The following is a 17,862-nucleotide window of genomic DNA, read 5'->3' as shown; positions in this document are numbered from 1 at the left end:
AGGACGTCCGCTTCTGATCCGTCGTACGTCCGGTGCGCGCCGCCCGCGCGCGCACCGGACCCTCGGCGCCACCCCGGACTTCAGGTGCCGTCCCGGCTTCCTAGGCTCCGCCCACCGCCGTGAGCAGGGCCAGCGGTGCCGCCGCCGAACGGGACTCCCGTACGCAGGCGTGCGGGTAGGGCACCGGCTCGGCATGGGTGTCGCGGCCGTAGCCCGCGAGGACCTCGGGGAGGCGGTGGCCGGCGGCCGTGGCGGCGTCCACGAGAGCGTGGGCCACCGTACGGGCCTCGTCGTGCAGGCCGTAGCGCGCCAGCCCCAAGGTGATCAGGGCGTTGTCGTGCGGCCAGACGGAACCCCGGTGGTACGACAGCGGGTGGTACGCCGGCTGGCCGGAGGCGAGTGTGCGCACGCCCCAGCCGGAGAAGAAGTCCGGTTCGAGGAGCCGGCGGCCGACCAGCTCGCCGTACTCCTTGTCCAGCAGCCCGGACCACAGCAGATGACCCGCGTCCGAGGCGAGCGCGTCGACATGCCGGCCGTCGCCGTCCAACGCCAGTGCGGGGAAGGCGTGTTCGTTCATCCAGAAGTCCCGCTGGAAACGGTCGCGCAGGTCGGCGGCGGCCTGTTCGAGGAGCGCCGCGTAGACCTCGTCGTCCCAGACCGTGCGGGACAGGTGCGCGGTGCGGCGCAGCGCGTCGTACGCGTAACCCTGCGCGCCCGCCGCCATCACCGGGCCGGTGGGGCGGCTGCCGTCGGCCGAGCAGATGGCGCCCGGGGAGTCCTTCCAGTTCTGGTTGGCGAGGCCGCCGCCGTCCGCGCGGTAGACGAGATAGCCGCGAGAGGTCAGCCCGCCGTGGTCCAGCATCCAGCCGATCGCCGCACGGGCGTTGGGCTCCAGCCGGCGGGCCAGCGTCACGTCACCGGTCAGCTCGGTGTAGGCGCCGAGCAGCACCAGGAACAGCGGCGTCGCGTCCACCGAGCCGTAGTAACGCCCGTACGGCACCTGCCCGAAGTGCGCCAGCTCGCCGTGCCGCACCTCGTGCACGATCTTGCCGGGCTGGGCGACCGCGCCCAACCCCACCTCGACCGCCTGGGTGGCGGCCAGCGCGGGCAAGGTGGCGGCGGCCAGCTGGGGCCGGTAGGGCAGCGCGAAGAGCGAGGTGAGCAGCGCGTCGCGGCCCAGCAGGGTGAGGAACCAGGGGACTCCGGCCGCGGGCACCCGCAGTTCCTCGCCGTCCAGGCCCGTCGCCGGCACCTGGAGCGCAGCCAGATCGGACAGGCCCCGGGCACAGGCCGCGGCCAGCTCGGGCCAGCCGGTCGGGAAGGGCACCCCTTGTGCGAACTCGCCCTCCAGAGCGAGGAGTCGCTCATTGGCCGCGGCGGGGGAGGCGGGCACGCGCGGTTCGTGCGCGGCGCCGTGCGGACGCGCCGCGACCCGCAGCGCCAGTTCCGCCGAGCCGTGCGGTTCGAGGTCGAGGGTCCATACGAGGCGACGCGCGCCCGTGCCCGTCTCCTCCACCCCGTCCGGCGCGGGCTCGGAGGTGACCGTCGTACGGGACTGCCACTCCCCGCGCCGGTAGCTGAACTCCACGCCGTCGTCGAGAACTTGGCGTTGGCGCACCACGCCCGTCTTGGCGTAGGTGCGGTAGTCGGAGCGCAGTTCGAACTGATCCGTGAAATCGACGTCCGCGGTGACCGCGATCCGGACCGTGGTGGCCGTCGGACGGTTGCTGGTGACGCGCAGCGCCTCCACGAACGAGCCCTCGGCGACGGCCTGTTCACGGAAGAGCGTGTACGCGGGCGGTTCGTTGCGGCCGCCGCGCGGAACCAGTACACAGCGTGCCGTGTCACCGTCCGCGACCGGCGTCAGTGCCTCGGGCACCGCGCCGTCCACCGTCAGCTGCCAGCGGCTGAGGTGCCGGGCGTCCCGTACGAACAACCCGTCCGGAGAGCTGCCGCCCCGCACTCCGCTGATGTCCCCGCCGTCGCCCACGGCGGCGAACGTTCCACCGTGCACGAGCAGATGATGCCGGTCCGTCATCCCCGGTCCCCTCCCTTGGCGCCCGTCTCGAACTCGAATACGCGCTGTCCCGCAGCGCTGTGTGCCGTGTCGGTCAACGCTTCGCACCCCTCGGGGGACACGATCGGTGCCGCCCCGGAGGGCTCGTGCAGCAGGTCGAGCGTCAGTGCCGCCGTCCAGCTGAAACCGAGCGCTCCGCAGGCCTCGCCGGTGAACGGGTCCACGTACTCCGCGAACCCGGACTCCCCGGCGGTGTCCAGCAGGGCGGCCCGCAGCGCGTCCGCCCGTCCGTGCTCCCCGTGCAGCCGCAGCCCGCGCTCCAGCAGCCAGTTGGTGTTGAACCAGGCGGGCCCCCGCCAGTACCGGTGCGGATCGAACGCCTCGCCGGTCAGGTCGTAACTGGGTGCCAGCCGCGTCACCCCGCCCAGCCCGAAACGCGGCCCGCCCGCGGTCCGTACGAGCGTGGCGGCGATGTCGCGCGGCAGCGCGGGGAGGATGAGGGGGAGCAGCCCGGCGACACTGCGCTCGGGGATCAGGGCACCGCGCCCGCCGTTCCCGTCGCTCCGCTCGTCGCGGCAGAAGAACATGCCCTCCGCGGGATCCCACAGGCGCTCCACCAGTGCCGCGGTCAGCCGCTCGGCGCGTGCGTGGCGGGCGGTCCCCGTCGCGCCCAGCTCCTGCGCGATACGGGCCAGCGCGTGTTCCGAGGCGATCAGCAGGGCGTTGAACGCCGGGTCCTCGACGGCGAACTCGCCGCCGCCGTCGGCGTACCCCCGGTCCCGGTAGTCCGTGGCCAGCCGCACGTACCGCCCGTAGTCGAGATCCGTCGGCCGGTCCTCGGGGGCGCCGTGGTCGAGGTCGGCGCGCCGGAAGGAGCGGGCGGGCGCCGGGGTGACACGGCCGAGCGGGGCGTCCCAGCAGGGGCTGTTGTCCATGCCCTGCTCCCAGGGGTGGACCACGCTGGCGAGGCCTCCGCCACCCAGATCCCGGCGGTGCAGGAGATAGCGGTGCCAGGCCGCCAGCCGGGGATACATCCGGGAGAGGAACGAGCGGGCCCGGGACAGTCCGGGGTCCGCCCGGTGCACCAGCCACACCGCGAGCGCGTGCACCGGTGGCTGCACGATGCCCGACGTCTGTACGGTGCGCGGGGCGCCCGCGGCGCGTCCGGCGGTCGAGGAGCGCCAGAAATCGGGGCTCGGGAAGTAGGCGTCGAGCGGGACGGAGGGGTTGAACACGATGTGCGGGACACGCCCGTCGGCCCACTGCGCGCCGAGCAGGGTCTCCAGCTCCGTCTGCGCCCGCAGCGGGGACAGATGGCGCAGGCCGATCGCGATGAACGCGGAGTCCCAGGACCACTGGTGCGGGTACAGGCCGCGCGAGGGCACCGTGGACGTTCCCGTCCAGTTGCCGTTCAGCACCCGGGACGCCCTGAGGTGCAGGGACCCCGAGGGGCCCGCGGGATCGTATACGGGTGATCCGGTACGGACGATCCCGTCGGGACCGGGCGGAGCGGGCGGACCGGAGGCGTGCGCGGGTGTGCCGGAGGTACGCACGGGGGTGATGGGCCCCCTGCGCAGGGCGGTGAGCTGGGTTGTGCTGTCCACTCAGGTCTCCCCGAAGACGTCCGACCGACCAGTTCGGCAGTAGCTGCCGTAGGGTTACGTCTATTTAACACGCAAAACTCAATATGTAATGCAGAGTTGGGGAACGCAAGAGGGTGCGCATGACAGAAAGGGCGGGGAGGACCGTGAAGACCGGGAACCAGGCAAGCTCCGGAGAACTGCTCGAACTGGTGCGCAGCGGCCGGGCGACCACACGCGGGGCGCTCCAGCGGGCCACCGGTCTGTCGCGGGCCACGGTCGGCCAGCGCCTCGACCGGCTGTTCCGCGCGGGCTGGCTCCGCGAGGGGGCCGGCGGGCCCGTCGACTCACCGCTCGGCGGCCGCCCCTCCATCACCCTGGAGTTCGACGACGAGCACGCCGTCGTCCTCGCCGCCGACCTCGACACCCGGCACGGCCGGGCCGCCGTTCTCACCCTGACGGGCGAGATCCTCGCCGAGCACGCGGGCCCCCTGGTGATCGACGACGGCCCCGAGGCGGTCCTCGGCGAGCTCGGACGCTGGTTCGCCGAGCTGGTGGAGAAGTCCGGACAGCGCGCCGACGCCGTCTGCGGCATCGGGCTCGCGGTGCCGGGCCCGGTCGACAGCGACACCGGCCGCGTGGTGCAGCCGCCGATCATGCCGGGCTGGGACGGCTACGACATAAGGGGGCGGCTGGGCCGCGCCTTCGCCGAACACGCGGGCACCGGCGCCGCCCGCATCCCGGTGCTCGTCGACAACGACGCCAACCTCATGGCGTACGGGGAGCAGCGCGCCGGCTATCCGGACTGCTCGGCCTTCGCGCTGGTCAAGGTCTCCACCGGCATCGGCGCGGGCATGGTCGTCGGCGGCACCGTCTACCGGGGCATCGACGGCGGCGCCGGCGACATCGGGCACATCCGGGTGGGCGCCGATGCGCTGTGCCGGTGCGGCTCGTACGGCTGCCTGGCCGCCGTGGCCAGTGGCGGCGCGGTGGCGCGACGGCTCGCGGAGTCCGGGGTCCCGGCCGCGTCCGGCTCGGACGTGCGGGACCTGCTGGCGGCCGGGCACCCCGAGGCGATGGCGCTGGCCCGGGAGGCGGGCCGGCAGGTCGGGGACGTTCTGGCCACCGTGGTGACGCTGCTCAACCCCGGCGTGCTGATGATCGCCGGGGATCTGGCCGGGACCCCCTTCCTCACGGGTGTCCGGGAGCTCCTCTATCAGCGGGCGCTGCCCCGCTCGACCGCTCATCTGGACGTGGTCACCTCCCGGCTCGGCGAGCGGGCCGGGCTGGTGGGCGCGGGGGCGCTGGTCGTGGAGTACCTGTACGCGCCGGAGCGGGCCGAGGAGCGGCTGGCGGCCCTCGGCGTGTGACAGTGCGCCCGCCGTTCGGTGCCGTGCGTCCGGAAGCCGTCCGTTCCTGAGGCCATGCGCTCCGGGCCCGCGGCCGAAGCCGTCCGTCCCGGGGTCACCCGTGCGGGGCATCAGCGTGTGACAACCGTGTGTCGTGTCCGGATCGTGGTCCGCATGATGAAATCTGACTTCTCCTGGTGGCGTGATTCTCGCCACCCTTGATAGGGGTCACGCTCAGATGAGCGGATCTTGAGCGGCTGCACTTCCCAAAGGGGTGGCACTCAGTGCCACCCTCTGATCGTTCATCGATTAAACTCAGACGTATCGAAGCTCGCTCACCTGAGCGTCCAGAGCGATCTGTGAGCGTTGATTCGTTCAAGAAGTGAAAACATCGCCACCCAATGGCTTGCCAAGCCTTGACTTTTGATCTGGTGGCGGACGAGTGGTTACAGGCGCATGACGCGCAAGTGGACGTACCCAGACGCCTTCGATCTGGGTATGTTCCCCGTCGTCAGGGCAGCCATCGCGACGTCGAGGAGTCGAGACTCGTGTCGGAAAACAAAGATCCCCACGTAGCCGAAAGCGGCGTTGGTGGAGCGAAGTTCGTTTATGACTTCACCGAGGGCAACAGGGACCTCAAGGACCTGCTCGGGGGCAAGGGTGCCAACCTTGCCGAAATGACCAACCTGGGACTTCCCGTCCCGCCCGGCTTCACCATCACCACCGAGGCGTGCAAGACCTACCTCGACAGTGGCGAGGAGCCGGCGGCACTGCGTGACGAGGTGAGTGCGCACCTCGACGCCCTCGAGGCCAAGATGGGCAAGAAGCTCGGCCAGGCCGACGACCCTCTGCTCGTGTCCGTCCGCTCCGGGGCGAAGTTCTCCATGCCCGGCATGATGGACACCGTCCTGAACATCGGACTCTCCGACAAGTCCGTCCTGGGTCTCTCCCGGCAGTCCGGCGACGACCGCTTCGCGTGGGACTCGTACCGCCGTCTCATCCAGATGTTCGGCAAGACGGTCCTCGGCGTGGACGGCGAGCTCTTCGAGGAGGCGCTGGAGGCGGCGAAGGACCTCAAGAAGGTCACCGTCGACACGGACCTCGAAGCGGCCGACCTGAAGAAGCTCGTCACCAAGTTCAAGAAGATCGTCAAGACCGAGGCCGGCCGGGACTTCCCGCAGGACCCGCGCGAGCAGATGGACCTCGCCATCCACGCGGTCTTCGACTCCTGGAACACCGAGCGCGCCAAGCTGTACCGCCGCCAGGAGCGCATCCCGCACGACCTCGGCACGGCCGTCAACATCTGTTCGATGGTCTTCGGCAACCTCGGCCCCGACTCCGGCACCGGCGTCGCCTTCACCCGCGACCCCGCCTCCGGCCACCAGGGCGTCTACGGCGACTACCTCCAGAACGCCCAGGGCGAGGACGTCGTCGCCGGCATCCGCAACACGGTCCCGCTCGCCGAGCTGGAGTCGATCGACAAGAAGTCGTACGACCAGCTCATGCAGATCATGGAGACCCTGGAGAACCACTACAAGGATCTCTGCGACATCGAGTTCACCATCGAGCGCGGCCAGCTGTGGATGCTCCAGACCCGCGTCGGCAAGCGCACGGCGGGCGCGGCTTTCCGCATCGCCACGCAGCTGGTGGACCAGGGCCTCATCGACGAGGCCGAGGCGCTCCAGCGGGTGACGGGCGCCCAGCTCGCGCAGCTGATGTTCCCGCGCTTCGACGAGGAGGCGAAGGTCGAGCAGGTCGGCCGGGGCATCGCCGCGTCGCCGGGCGCCGCCGTCGGCAAGGCGGTCTTCGACTCGTACACCGCGGTGAAGTGGTCCCGTTCCGGCGAGAAGGTCATCCTCGTCCGCCGCGAGACGAACCCCGACGACCTCGACGGCATGATCGCGGCCGAGGGCATCCTGACCTCGCGCGGCGGCAAGACCTCGCACGCGGCCGTCGTCGCGCGCGGCATGGGCAAGACCTGTGTCTGCGGTGCCGAGGAGCTCGAGGTCGACACCAAGCGCCGCCGGATGACCGTGCCCGGCGGGCACGTCGTCGAGGAGGGCGACGTGATCTCCATCGACGGCTCGACCGGCAAGGTCTACCTCGGCGAGGTCCCGGTGGTCCCCTCCCCGGTCGTCGAGTACTTCGAGGGCCGGATGCACGCGGGCGCCGACGACGCCGACGAACTGGTCGCCGCGGTGCACCGGATCATGGCGTACGCGGACCGGGTCCGCCGGCTGCGCGTGCGCGCCAACGCCGACAACGCCGAGGACGCGCTGCGCGCCCGCCGCTTCGGAGCGCAGGGCATCGGCCTGTGCCGCACCGAGCACATGTTCCTCGGCGACCGCCGCGAGCTCGTCGAGCGGCTGATCCTCGCGGACACCGACGCGGAGCGCGAGGAGTCCCTGAAGGGGCTCCTGCCGCTCCAGAAGAAGGACTTCGTCGAGCTGTTCGAGGCGATGGACGGTCTTCCTGTGACGGTCCGCCTCCTGGACCCGCCGCTGCACGAGTTCCTGCCGGACATCACCGAGCTGTCGGTGCGCGTCGCGCTCGCCGAGTCCCGCAAGGACTCCAACGAGAACGACCTGCGTCTGCTGCAGGCCGTGCACCGTCTGCACGAGCAGAACCCGATGCTGGGCCTGCGCGGTGTACGCCTCGGCCTGGTCATCCCCGGTCTGTTCACCATGCAGGTACGGGCCATCGCGGAGGCGGCCGCCGAGCGCAAGAACGCCAAGGGCGACCCGCGCGCGGAGATCATGATCCCGCTCGTCGGCACCGTCCAGGAGCTGGAGATCGTCCGCGAGGAGGCCGACCAGGTCATCGCCGAGGTCGAGGCGGCCACCGGCGTGCACCTGAAGCTGGCGATCGGCACGATGATCGAGCTGCCGCGGGCCGCGCTGACGGCCGGCCAGATCGCCGAGGCGGCCGAGTTCTTCTCCTTCGGCACCAACGACCTCACCCAGACGGTGTGGGGCTTCAGCCGCGACGACGTGGAGGCCTCCTTCTTCACGGCGTACCTGGAGAAGGGCATCTTCGGCGTCAGCCCGTTCGAGACGATCGACAGGGACGGCGTCGGCTCCCTGGTGAAGTCCGCGGTGCAGGCCGGCCGCGAGACCCGCCCCGACCTGAAGCTCGGCGTCTGCGGCGAGCACGGCGGCGACCCCGAGTCGGTCCACTTCTTCCACGAGGTGGGACTCGACTACGTCTCCTGCTCCCCCTTCCGGATCCCCGTCGCCCGCCTGGAAGCGGGCCGCGCGGCCTCCAGCTCGAAGGGCAGCGACCACCGGTAGAGCCCCCGGAGCCCAGGCCGGTCACCTCACCCTCACCGACCGGCAACGGCCCCGGCATCCAGAACGAAGGGGCGGCACCCTGTGCGGGGGTGCCGCCCCTTCGGGCTTGGGTGCTGCGGCCCGGGCGGAGGGACCCCCTACGCTGGGCCGCCCGTAGTCACCTGGAAGGAAACCGCCATGTCCGGCTGGAACGCGCAGGACGTCCCCGATCAGAGCGGGCGCACCGCTGTCGTCACGGGGGCCAACAGCGGGCTCGGGTATGTCAGCGCGCGGGAGCTCGCGCGCAAGGGGGCCCGGGTCGTGCTCGCCTGCCGCAGTGAGGCTCGGGGCGCCGAGGCCGTGGAGCGGCTCGTGGCCGAAGTCCCGGGCGCGGAGGTGGAGTTCATACGACTGGACCTGGGTGAACTGGAGTCCGTAAGAGAGTTCGCGAGTGTCTTCGAGCGGACACACGACCGGCTTGATCTCCTCCTCAACAACGCCGGGGTCATGGCCCTGCCCCTCGGCCGCACCGCAGACGGCTTCGAGACCCAGTTCGGCGTCAACCACCTCGGGCACTTCGCGCTCACCGGCCTGCTGTTCCCGGTGATCGCCGAGACCCCCGGCGCGCGGATCGTCACCGTGTCGAGCATGGTCCACGCGCTCTCCGACATCGACCTCGACGACCTCAACAGCGAGAAGGGGTCCTATCGGAAGTGGATCGCCTACGGCCGGTCCAAGACCGCCAACCTTCTCTTCACGCACGAGCTCGCGCGACGGCTGTCCGGAGCCGGGTCCGATGCCGTCGCCGCCGCGGCGCACCCCGGGTACGCCTCCACCAACCTGCAGACCGCCGGGCCCCGGCTGGAGGGGCGCAAGGGTGCTGTGCGGCTGATGGAGATCGGCAACCGCGTCTTCGCGCAGAGCGCCGAGGCCGGGGCCCTGCCCACGCTGTACGCGGCCACCGCCTCCGGCGTGCGGCCCGACACCTTCGTCGGGCCGTCCTTCGCGATGTGGCGCGGCTCGCCCGCCACGTCCTGGCGGGCCCGCTGGACCCGTGACGACACCAAGGCGGAGCGGCTCTGGACCGCCTCGGAGCGGCTGACGGGCGTCACCTACGAGGGGCTCAAGGGCTGAGACCCACGGCACCCGCCCCCTGAGGGTCGATGGGCGACGCGGCCCGGGCCCTCGGCGGCCCGGCGTACGCCCGGATCAGGCGGCCCGTACCTCGTACGTCGCCACCCGTACGCCCTCGTCGTCCAGGCACCGTCCCGACTCCAGGTCGAAACGCTGCTTGAGCAGCGGGGAGGCCACGAACGGGCGGCCCCGGTGGGTGCCGGTCAGCCCGCGGGAGAGCACCGCCGCCCCGCTGAACGGGTCACGGTTGTCGATGGCGTACGTCCGTCCCGCGCGGTCGGTGAACAGGGCGACCTGGCGGCCGTCCGGGAGGAGGGCTGCGACACCCCGTCCCGGGGTGAGCAGGGACAGTTCGCAGACCGTGAACCAGCCGTCCTCCAGCAGGAGTTGGAGGGTGAGGGCCGTTGTCGTCCGGGTCGTCTCGGGTGCCAGGGTCATCGCTGGGCACTTCCTTCCAGGGGGCGTTGTCCGATGGTCAGCAGCGGCAGGTCGGGCTTGATCTGGTCGCGCTCGGGAACGAAGCCGACGACCGGGTCCGGGGTGTCCGGGGCGTTCACGAACGACACGAACCGGCCCAGCTTCTCCGGGTCGTTGATGGTCTCGGCCCACTCGTCCCGGTAGCCGGCGACGTGCGCGGTCATCAGCGACTCCAGCTCCTCGCAGATGCCGAGGGAGTCCTCCACCACCACCTCCCGGACGTGGTCCAGGCCGCCCGGAATCCGCTCCAGCCAGGTCGAGGTGCGCTCCAGGCGGTCCGCGGTGCGGATGTAGAACATCAGGAAGCGGTCGATCAGACGGACCAGTTCGGCGTCCGACAGGTCCTGGGCGAGCAGGTCCGCGTGACGTGGGGTCGCGCCGCCGTTGCCGCCGACGTAGAGGTTCCAGCCGTTGGAGGTGGCGATGATGCCGAAGTCCTTGGACTGGGCCTCGGCGCACTCGCGGGCGCACCCCGACACCGCCGACTTCAGTTTGTGCGGGGAGCGCAGACCCCGGTAGCGCAGCTCCAGGTCGATCGCCATCCGTACCGAGTCCTGCACGCCGTACCGGCACCAGGTCTGCCCGACGCAGGACTTCACCGTCCGCAGCGACTTGCCGTACGCGTGCCCGGACTCGAAGCCCGCGTCCACCAGTCGCGCCCAGATCAGCGGGAGTTGTTCCACCCGCGCACCGAACAGGTCGATGCGCTGACCGCCCGTGATCTTCGTGTAGAGCCCGAAGTCCCGCGCCACCTCACCGATCACGATCAGCTTCTCGGGAGTGATCTCACCGCCGGGGATGCGCGGCACGATCGAGTACGAGCCGTTCTTCTGGAGGTTGGCGAGGAAGTGGTCGTTGGTGTCCTGGAGCGCGGCCTGTTCGCCGGCCAGGACGTAGCCGTCGGCGCCGATCGTCGGGGCGAGGGAGGCGATGACCGAGCCGACGGCGGGCTTGCAGACCTCGCAGCCGTCACCGCCCCGGGCGTCCTCGCGGCCGTAGCGGTCGAGCAGCGTCCGGTAGGAGGTGATCCGAAGGGCGAGGACGATCTCGTACAGCTCCTCGCGGGTCTGCCCGAAGCAGCCGCACAGGCCGTGGTCGACCTCGACGCCGCTCGCGGCCAGTTCCTCATTGACGAGCTGGCCGAGGACCTTGACGCAACTTCCGCAGCCCGTACCGGCTTTGGTGCACTTCTTGACCTCGGGGACGTTTGTGCAGGAGTGCTCGGTGACCGCGCCGCGGATCGTTCCCTTGGTGACGTTGTGGCAGGAGCAGATGACGGCGGAGTCGGGGAGCGCCGAGGGGCCGAGGGCCACCGGGGCGCCCGCGCTCGCCGGCAGCACCAACTGCTCCGGGGCGATGGGCGGCACCGAGCCGGTGAAGGCGCGCAGGGTGCCGTAGGCGTCCGCGTCGCCGACCAGGATGCCGCCGAGGAGCCGTCCGTCGCGGCCGATGACCAGCTTCTTGTAGATGCCCGAGCGCGCGTCGGCGTAGACGACGTCGAGACAGTCGGCGGTGGCCCCGTGAGCGTCGCCGAACGAGGCCACGTCGACGCCGAGGAGCTTCAGCTTCGTCGACAGGTCGGCGCCGGTGAAGCTCGCCCCGTCGGCGGCGATCGTGGCGGCGGCCGTCGCGGCCATCTCGTAGCCGGGCGCGACGAGGCCGTACACCCGGCCGTCCGCGGCGAGGGCGCACTCGCCGATCGCGAAGACGGCCGGGTCGGAGGTGCGGCACTGCTCGTCGACCGTGATGCCGCCGCGCTCGCCGACCGTGAGCCCCATGGCGCGGGCGAGCTGGTCGCGCGGCCGGACCCCCGCCGAGAACACCACCAGATCCGTGGGGAGTTCGGAGCCGTCGGACAGCTTCATGCCGGTCACGGCGCCGTCGTCGCCGGTCACGATCTCCTGGGTGCCCGTGCCGGTGTGCACGCTCAGGCCCATGTCCTCGATGGTGCGCAGCAGCGCGGCGCCGCCGCCCTCGTCCACCTGCACCGGCATCAGCCGAGGCGCGAACTCCACGATGTGCGTGGCCAGTCCGAGTCCCTTGAGCGCGCCGGCCGCCTCAAGTCCCAGCAGACCGCCGCCGACGACGGCTCCGGTCGTCGCCCGCGCCTTCGCGTACTCCTCGATGGCGAGCAGATCCTCGATCGTGCGGTAGACGAAACAGCCCTCGGCGTCCTTGCCGGGGACCGGCGGAACGAAGGGGTAGGAGCCGGTGGCGAGCACGAGGGTGTCGTAGCCGACCGTCAGACCGGACCGGGCGGTCACGGTGCGCGCGGCCCGGTCGACCGACTCGGCAGGGTCGCCGAGGTGCAGCTCGATGCCGTGCTCCTTGATGAACTCCGCGTCCGTGAGGGAGAGTTCGTCGGGGGTGCGGCCCGAGAAGTACGAGGTGAGCCGGACTCGGTCGTAGGCGGGGCGGGGCTCCTCGCAGAGCACGACCACGCGGTGCGTGGCGGTCAGTCCGCGTTCGGCGAGCGACTCCAGGAAGTGCTGGCCGACCATGCCGTGGCCGACGAGCACGATCGTGTGCGTGTTCCCGGCCGAGGCGTTCGGGGCCGTCGCCGTCCCTGTCGTCGCGGTCGTCGCCGTCATCGTCGTATGCGAGGTCATGACCACACCGTGCGGTGCCGGTGTTACCCGGTGGCATCACGCCTGTTTCCCGGGAGGAACGCTGCCCTCAGCGGGGACGGGGCCACGGTGTGAGGGCTCCCGGGAGCGGGGGAGGGGGTGGGGGTGGGGTCAGCCGTACCGCCGGTTCACGTGCGGGCACGATCGATCGGGGCGCCCTCGGGCGGAATCCTTTGAAGTACCGGACCTCGCCGGTGAAGTACCGGACCTCGTCCGTGAAGGGCCGGACCTCATTCGTGAAGGGCCGAACTCCACCCGCCCACGAGGGGCGGGACCCGCCCGCCCACGATCAGCCAGGGGACCCACCATGGCCACCACCCGCGCACACCGACCGCCGCCGGCCCATGACATCCGGCACCGGCAGGCTCCCGCCCGCGACGAGACCTCCGTACGCGTCTGGCGGTTCGTCCAGGAGCCGTTCAGGGCGGACACCTGGCGGCGGGTCGCGTACGCGCTGGTGGCCCTGCCGGTGGGGGTTGCCTGCGTCCCGTTGTCCCTGCTGGGAGCTCCGACCGGACGGTGGCAGCGGGCTCTCGCCCACCGCTTCCTCGGCCTTCCCGGGAGCGCCGAGTCGCCGGGGCCCATGAAGGGGCTCGGCCACGCGCTCCTCGTGGCGCCCCTCAACCTCCTCGTCCTCGCCGTGACCGGCTACGGCTGGTCCATCGTGCCGATGAACTTCGGCTGGCCCCTGCGCGCGGGCTCCGACTACGCGGACTCCTGGGGCGGGCCCACCTTCGCCGGTGCCTGGGCCTTCCACGCTCTCGTTGGGGGCGTCGGCTTCCTGCTGATCATGCCGTGGCTCGGCCGGGCCATGGCCGCCGTCCAGCTCCGCCTCGCGGCGGCGCTCCTCTCCTAGGTTGGGGTCCATGAACCGCCTCCGCGCCATGCTGGGCTTCCCCTTCGGGCGGCGGCCCCTCGCGGCCCTCCTCTACGCGCTGATCGCCTTCCCGCTCGCCCTGGTCGGGTTCGTCCTCACGCTCGTGGGACTGCTGGTCGGCGGCGCGCTGTCCGTGACCACGCTCGGGCTGTGGCTGATCGCCGTCACCGTACGCGGGGCACTCGCCCTCGGCGGGCTCCAACGTGTTCTGGCACGCGGCCTGTTGGGGATGGACATCGAGGAACCGGAGCGCCGCCCGGGTACCGGGCCGCTGGGCTGGCGACGGGCGCTGCTCGCCGACCGGAGCGGCTGGCGCGCCGTCGCCTGCGCGCTGGCGACGCCCTTCACCGCGGTCTTCGGCTACGTCGGCGTCCTCGTCGGCTACGTCTGGGGCGTCCTGCTCACCCTCCACCCCGTCCTCGAACACTGGAACTACGAGACCCGGCGGGCCGGCGACGGCACGGAGCGCCGGGTCTCGCTGGAGTTCTTCGGCTTCCAGGTCGACTCCTGGCCGCGCTGGCTGATCCCGGTGGCCCTCGGGCTGCTGCTCCTCGCGACCGCCGCCTGGCTGCTGCGCCAGGCGCTCGCCCCGCACCGGTCCTGGATCGCCACGCTGCTCGGCCCCGACCCCGCCGACCGCCGCATCCGCACCCTGGAGGAGACCCGCGCCCAGGCCGTGGACGACGCGGCGGCGACCCTGCGGCGCATCGAACGCGATCTGCACGACGGCACCCAGGCCCGGCTCGTCGGTCTCGCGATGCACCTCACGATGATCAGGGAGCTGATCGGCGCCGGAGCCCCAGCGGACCGGCTGCTCGCCGTCGTCGACACCGCGCAGGGCAACGCCGGACAGGCCATCGCCGACCTGCGCAATCTCGTCAAGGGCATCCATCCGCCCGTACTGGACCAGGGCCTGGACACGGCGCTTGCCACCCTCGCCGCCGACAGCCCGCTGTCCGTCGAGGTGAGCGCCGACATCGGGGAGCGGCCGATCCCGGCGGTCGAGTCGATCGCCTACTTCTGCGCCGCCGAACTCCTCGCCAACGCCACCAAGCACAGCGGGGCCACGCGGGCCACCGTCACGGTGACCGCCCGGGACGGGCTGCTGCGGCTGAGCGTCCGTGACGACGGCCGCGGGGGAGCGGTGATCGGCGCGGGCTCGGGCCTGACCGGACTGCTGGCCCGCGCACGGACCGTCGACGGCACGCTGGCCTGCGACAGCCCGCCCGGAGGGCCTACCGTGGTCACCGTCGAACTGCCCTGCTGACCCTGGTGAACAGGAGCCCCATGCGCGTCGTCATCGCCGAGGACTCGGCCCTGCTGCGTGACGGGCTGGCACAGCTGCTCCAACTGCGCGGTGTGGAGGTGGTCGCGGCCGTGGGCGACGCGGACTCGCTGCTGGCCGGTGTCGCCGAACACCGGCCGGACGTCGCCGTCGTCGACATCAGGCTGCCGCCTACCCAGACCGACGAGGGCATCCGGGCGGCCGTGCGGCTGCGCGAGGACCACCCCGGTACCGGGGTACTGGTCTTCTCGCAGTACGTGGAGACGAAGTACGCCACCCAACTGCTCGGCAATCCGGCGGGGTTCGGCTATCTCCTCAAGGAACGCGTGGTCGATATCGGCGAGTTCGTGGACGCCATGGAGCGGGTCGCCTCGGGCGGTACGGCCCTCGACCCCGAGGTCGTCTCCCAGTTGTTCGGCGCGAGCCGCCGGGTCCGCGCCCTCGACGCCCTCACACCCCGCGAGCGCGAGGTCCTCGCCCTGATGGCCGAGGGCCGCACCAACCACGCGATCGCCGCCGCCCTCACCGTCTCCGAACGCGCCGTCGAGAAGCACATCGCCAACATCTTCCTGAAGCTCGACCTGCCCCCGTCGGACACCGGCCACCGCCGGGTCCTCGCGGTGCTGCGCTACCTGGACTCGGTGAGCTGAGCCGGAGGGGGCCCGGGCCGTCCCCGGGAACCCGTCGAGGCGAACCTCAGGAGTCGCTCAAGCTTCCCGGCCCCGTGCACGGCACATCTATCCCGTCCCTTAGGGTCGCGATCATGCCCGACATATCGCTGACCATGATCCTTGTGCTCTGCGCCGCCGCCCTGGCGGCCGGCTGGATCGACGCCGTGGTCGGCGGCGGAGGGCTGCTTCTGCTGCCCGCCATGCTGCTCGGGCTGCCCGCCGGCACCGCGGCGGCGTACGCGCTCGGCACGAACAAGGCGGTCGCGATCGTCGGCACGACAGGGGCCGCGGTGACGTACGCGCGCAAGACACCCGTCGACGTGCGCCTCGCCGTGCGGATCGGACTCGCGGCCCTCGCCGGTTCGACGGCGGGCGCGTTCGTCGCGGCCGGGCTGAGCACCGAGGTGCTCAAGCCGGTCGTCATGGTCGTCCTGCTCGGCGTCGGCACCTTCGTGATCCTGCGGCCCGCCTTCGGTACGGCGCCGCCGACCACACCGGTCTCCCCGCGCCGCGTCCTCGCCGCCATCGGGCTCGCGGGCCTCGGTATCGGCTTCTACGACGGGCTCATCGGCCCCGGCACGGGCACGTTCCTCGTGCTCGCCCTCACCGCGTTGCTCCACCTCGACCTGGTGACGGCCTCCGCCACCGCCAAGATCGTCAACTGCTGCACCAACGCGGGCGCCCTCGCGACCTTCGCCTGGAAGGGCACGGTGTTCTGGGAGCTCGCCGCCCTGATGGCCGTATTCAATCTGGCGGGCGGCATGGTGGGGGCGCGGACTGCGCTCAAGCAGGGCAGCGGGTTCGTCAGGGCGGTACTGCTGACGGTGGTGTTCGCGCTGGTGGCGAACCTGGCCTACCAGCAGTGGCCGGCCTGAACCGTCAGCGGCTGCCCGTGGTTCCTCGAACCTCCTGCGGCTGCTCGTGGCTCCGCCCGAACTCTTCGCCGCTGTCCGTGGTTCCTTGAACCTCAGCGGCTGCTCGTGGCTCCGCCCGAATTCTTCGCCGCTGTCCGTGGTTCCTTGAACCTCAGCGGCTGTCCGTGGCTCCGCCCGAACCCTCCGCGGCTGCCTCTTGGATTGCCCGAACTCTCAGCGACTGCCCGTGAGATGGGCGAAGACGACCACGTTTCCCCGGTAGCCCGTGGTCTCCGAGTAGCCACCGCCGCAGGTGATCACGCGCAGCTCGGGCCGGCGCGCGGCACCGTACACCTTCGCGTCGGGGAAGGAGCGGGAGTCGTACACCTCGACCGCGTCGACGGTGAAGACGGCCGTTCTGCCGTCGAGCCGGTCCACCTCGACCGTGCTGCCCTTGCGGACGGAGCCCAGGTCGTAGAAGACGGCGGGACCCTCCGCGTTGTCGACGTGCCCCGCCACGACGGCCGTGCCGCGCTCACCGGGGCTGGTCCCGGCCTCGTACCAGCCGGCCAGGTTCTTCTTCTCGGCGGGCGGCACGTTCAGGCTGCCCTGCGGGGTGAGGCCGAGGCCCATCAGGGGGGCGTTCACGCCGATCGCGGGGATGCGGATGCGGCTCGGCGGGGAGTGCGGCATCGCGGGGGCGACGGACCGCGCCCGGTCCCCGCCGGTCGCCGCCTGCGCCGCGGACGGCTGCGGAGGCGGATGCGCCTCGGCGCCGCTGCGCAGCAGCCAGGCACCGGAGCAGAGGGCGACGACGGTGACCGACGCTATGGCGGCATTGCTGACCCGGCGCACGCGAGCCTCCTCATGGGTTCCTTTCCGGGGGCGGGACCGGCCGGCGCCCGACGGCTGGGGTGTGCTGATGGGGGGTGTGCTGATGGTGCCGGTCCCTTCCCCCTCCGGGCCGCGAGGGGCGTCGGGCCACGGAGGGGGAGGGACGGCGGTACCGGCGGACGGACAGCGGAGGGTGTCCGTCAGATCCCGTCGCCTCTCGCCCGGCGATGCAGGAGCCAGGTACCGCCCGCGGCGGCGACGGCCAGCGCCGCCACTCCCGCCGCGGTCTGTACGGGGTCGGGGCCCAGCGCGCCACCGACACCCGTGTTCACATGCCCGCGCGGCTGGATCTGCTCGCGCGTGGAGGCCAGGGTCACCAGCAGGTCGCCGGTGACCCGTCGGCCGTGGGAGCACGTCGCGACGATCTCGTACGTCCCCGGCTGCGCGCTCGGCGGCACCCGGAACTGACCGATAGCGTCCTGCTCGTGCGCGCTGGCGGCGAGCGTGAAGGTACCGCCGCCCACCGCGCCTGCGTCCCCGTTCGCGGTGCCGTCCGAGCCGCACGCGGCCGTGTTGACGGTGACGTCGGCGCCCGGGACGACGGTGGAGGGGAACACCTCCAGACTTCCGGTGTCTCCGCCGTACACGGGCGCGGCGCCCAGACCCGCGGCGGCGACGGCGAGCGCGGTACCGGTCAGCAGACGTGCGGTACGTCGCATCGTGCTAGCTCCTCCGAGGGGGCGCGGCCCGCGACACCCCCAAGTGCCGCAGCGTCGGTCGCACCCCTGCCCTTCCGAGGTAAGTGGCACATGACCTCGTCCGCTCTCTGATGGGGCGTCAGAAATGATGTGAACGGGTGTCAGGCGGGGCGCCGGAAGGGGCGGAACC

General features: G+C 71.8%; 13 protein-coding genes. 7 read left to right on the top strand and 6 right to left on the bottom strand.

Features of this window, described 5'->3' with window-relative positions:
* Positions 1-100 precede the first annotated feature (100 nt).
* Positions 101-2,038: an amylo-alpha-1,6-glucosidase gene (locus tag N4G66_RS04435; protein WP_261702599.1), complete on the bottom strand. Its 1,938-nt coding sequence runs from the start codon at positions 2,036-2,038 to the stop codon at positions 101-103.
* Positions 2,035-3,507: an MGH1-like glycoside hydrolase domain-containing protein gene (locus N4G66_RS04430; protein ID WP_391858755.1), complete on the bottom strand. Its 1,473-nt coding sequence runs from the start codon at positions 3,505-3,507 to the stop codon at positions 2,035-2,037. The genes N4G66_RS04435 and N4G66_RS04430 overlap by 4 nt, the downstream gene beginning before the upstream one ends.
* 233 nt (positions 3,508-3,740) lie before the next feature.
* Between N4G66_RS04430 and N4G66_RS04425 the strand changes: the two genes are divergently transcribed.
* The 3 genes from N4G66_RS04425 (at position 3,741) to N4G66_RS04415 (ending at position 9,349) form a co-directional block, all read left to right on the top strand.
* Positions 3,741-4,967 carry an ROK family transcriptional regulator gene (locus N4G66_RS04425; protein WP_261702598.1) on the top strand — a complete coding sequence of 409 codons (1,227 nt, stop codon included), beginning with the start codon at positions 3,741-3,743 and terminating at the stop codon, positions 4,965-4,967.
* 527 nt (positions 4,968-5,494) lie between these two features.
* The gene (gene ppdK / locus N4G66_RS04420; RefSeq protein ID WP_261702597.1) at positions 5,495-8,236 is read left to right on the top strand and encodes a pyruvate, phosphate dikinase; all 2,742 of its coding nucleotides are present in this window, start codon (positions 5,495-5,497) and stop codon (positions 8,234-8,236) included.
* A gap of 177 nt (positions 8,237-8,413) precedes the next feature.
* Positions 8,414-9,349 carry an oxidoreductase gene (locus N4G66_RS04415; protein ID WP_261702596.1) on the top strand — a complete coding sequence of 312 codons (936 nt, stop codon included), beginning with the start codon at positions 8,414-8,416 and terminating at the stop codon, positions 9,347-9,349.
* Between the two features lie 75 nt (positions 9,350-9,424).
* Here N4G66_RS04415 and nirD read toward each other — a convergent pair whose 3' ends face one another.
* Both nirD and nirB read right to left on the bottom strand, forming a co-directional pair.
* Positions 9,425-9,787 carry a nitrite reductase small subunit NirD gene (nirD, locus tag N4G66_RS04410; protein ID WP_261702595.1) on the bottom strand — a complete coding sequence of 121 codons (363 nt, stop codon included), beginning with the start codon at positions 9,785-9,787 and terminating at the stop codon, positions 9,425-9,427.
* On the bottom strand, positions 9,784-12,417 hold the full coding sequence (gene nirB / locus N4G66_RS04405) for a nitrite reductase large subunit NirB (RefSeq protein ID WP_391858754.1): 2,634 nt from the start codon (positions 12,415-12,417) through the stop codon (positions 9,784-9,786). The genes nirD and nirB overlap by 4 nt, the downstream gene beginning before the upstream one ends.
* 343 nt (positions 12,418-12,760) lie before the next feature.
* Here nirB and N4G66_RS04400 point away from each other — a divergent pair, with 343 nt between their 5' ends.
* The 4 genes from N4G66_RS04400 to N4G66_RS04385 all read left to right on the top strand — a co-directional run bounded on the left by N4G66_RS04400 (position 12,761) and on the right by N4G66_RS04385 (position 16,161).
* On the top strand, positions 12,761-13,309 hold the full coding sequence (locus N4G66_RS04400; protein WP_261702594.1) for a hypothetical protein: 549 nt from the start codon (positions 12,761-12,763) through the stop codon (positions 13,307-13,309).
* A gap of 10 nt (positions 13,310-13,319) precedes the next feature.
* Positions 13,320-14,597 carry a sensor histidine kinase gene (locus tag N4G66_RS04395; RefSeq protein ID WP_261702593.1) on the top strand — a complete coding sequence of 426 codons (1,278 nt, stop codon included), beginning with the start codon at positions 13,320-13,322 and terminating at the stop codon, positions 14,595-14,597.
* Between the two features lie 20 nt (positions 14,598-14,617).
* A complete protein-coding gene (locus N4G66_RS04390) occupies positions 14,618-15,265 on the top strand; it encodes a response regulator transcription factor (protein WP_261702592.1) in 648 nt (215 codons plus the stop codon).
* A 113-nt stretch (positions 15,266-15,378) separates the two neighbouring features.
* Complete coding sequence (locus N4G66_RS04385) at positions 15,379-16,161, top strand: sulfite exporter TauE/SafE family protein (protein ID WP_261702591.1); 783 nt, start codon at positions 15,379-15,381, stop codon at positions 16,159-16,161.
* A 213-nt stretch (positions 16,162-16,374) separates the two neighbouring features.
* Here the strand turns inward: N4G66_RS04385 and N4G66_RS04380 are convergent, their stop codons facing one another.
* Together N4G66_RS04380 and N4G66_RS04375 are read right to left on the bottom strand one after the other, a co-directional pair.
* Complete coding sequence (locus N4G66_RS04380; protein ID WP_261702590.1) at positions 16,375-16,995, bottom strand: class F sortase; 621 nt, start codon at positions 16,993-16,995, stop codon at positions 16,375-16,377.
* 179 nt (positions 16,996-17,174) lie between these two features.
* Positions 17,175-17,693: a hypothetical protein gene (locus N4G66_RS04375; RefSeq protein ID WP_261702589.1), complete on the bottom strand. Its 519-nt coding sequence runs from the start codon at positions 17,691-17,693 to the stop codon at positions 17,175-17,177.
* Positions 17,694-17,862 lie beyond the last annotated feature (169 nt).

It is taken from the genome of Streptomyces rhizosphaerihabitans (genome assembly GCF_025399795.1).
Classification (GTDB): domain Bacteria; phylum Actinomycetota; class Actinomycetes; order Streptomycetales; family Streptomycetaceae; genus Streptomyces; species Streptomyces rhizosphaerihabitans.
This window is presented reverse-complemented; position numbering and strand designations above follow the sequence as displayed.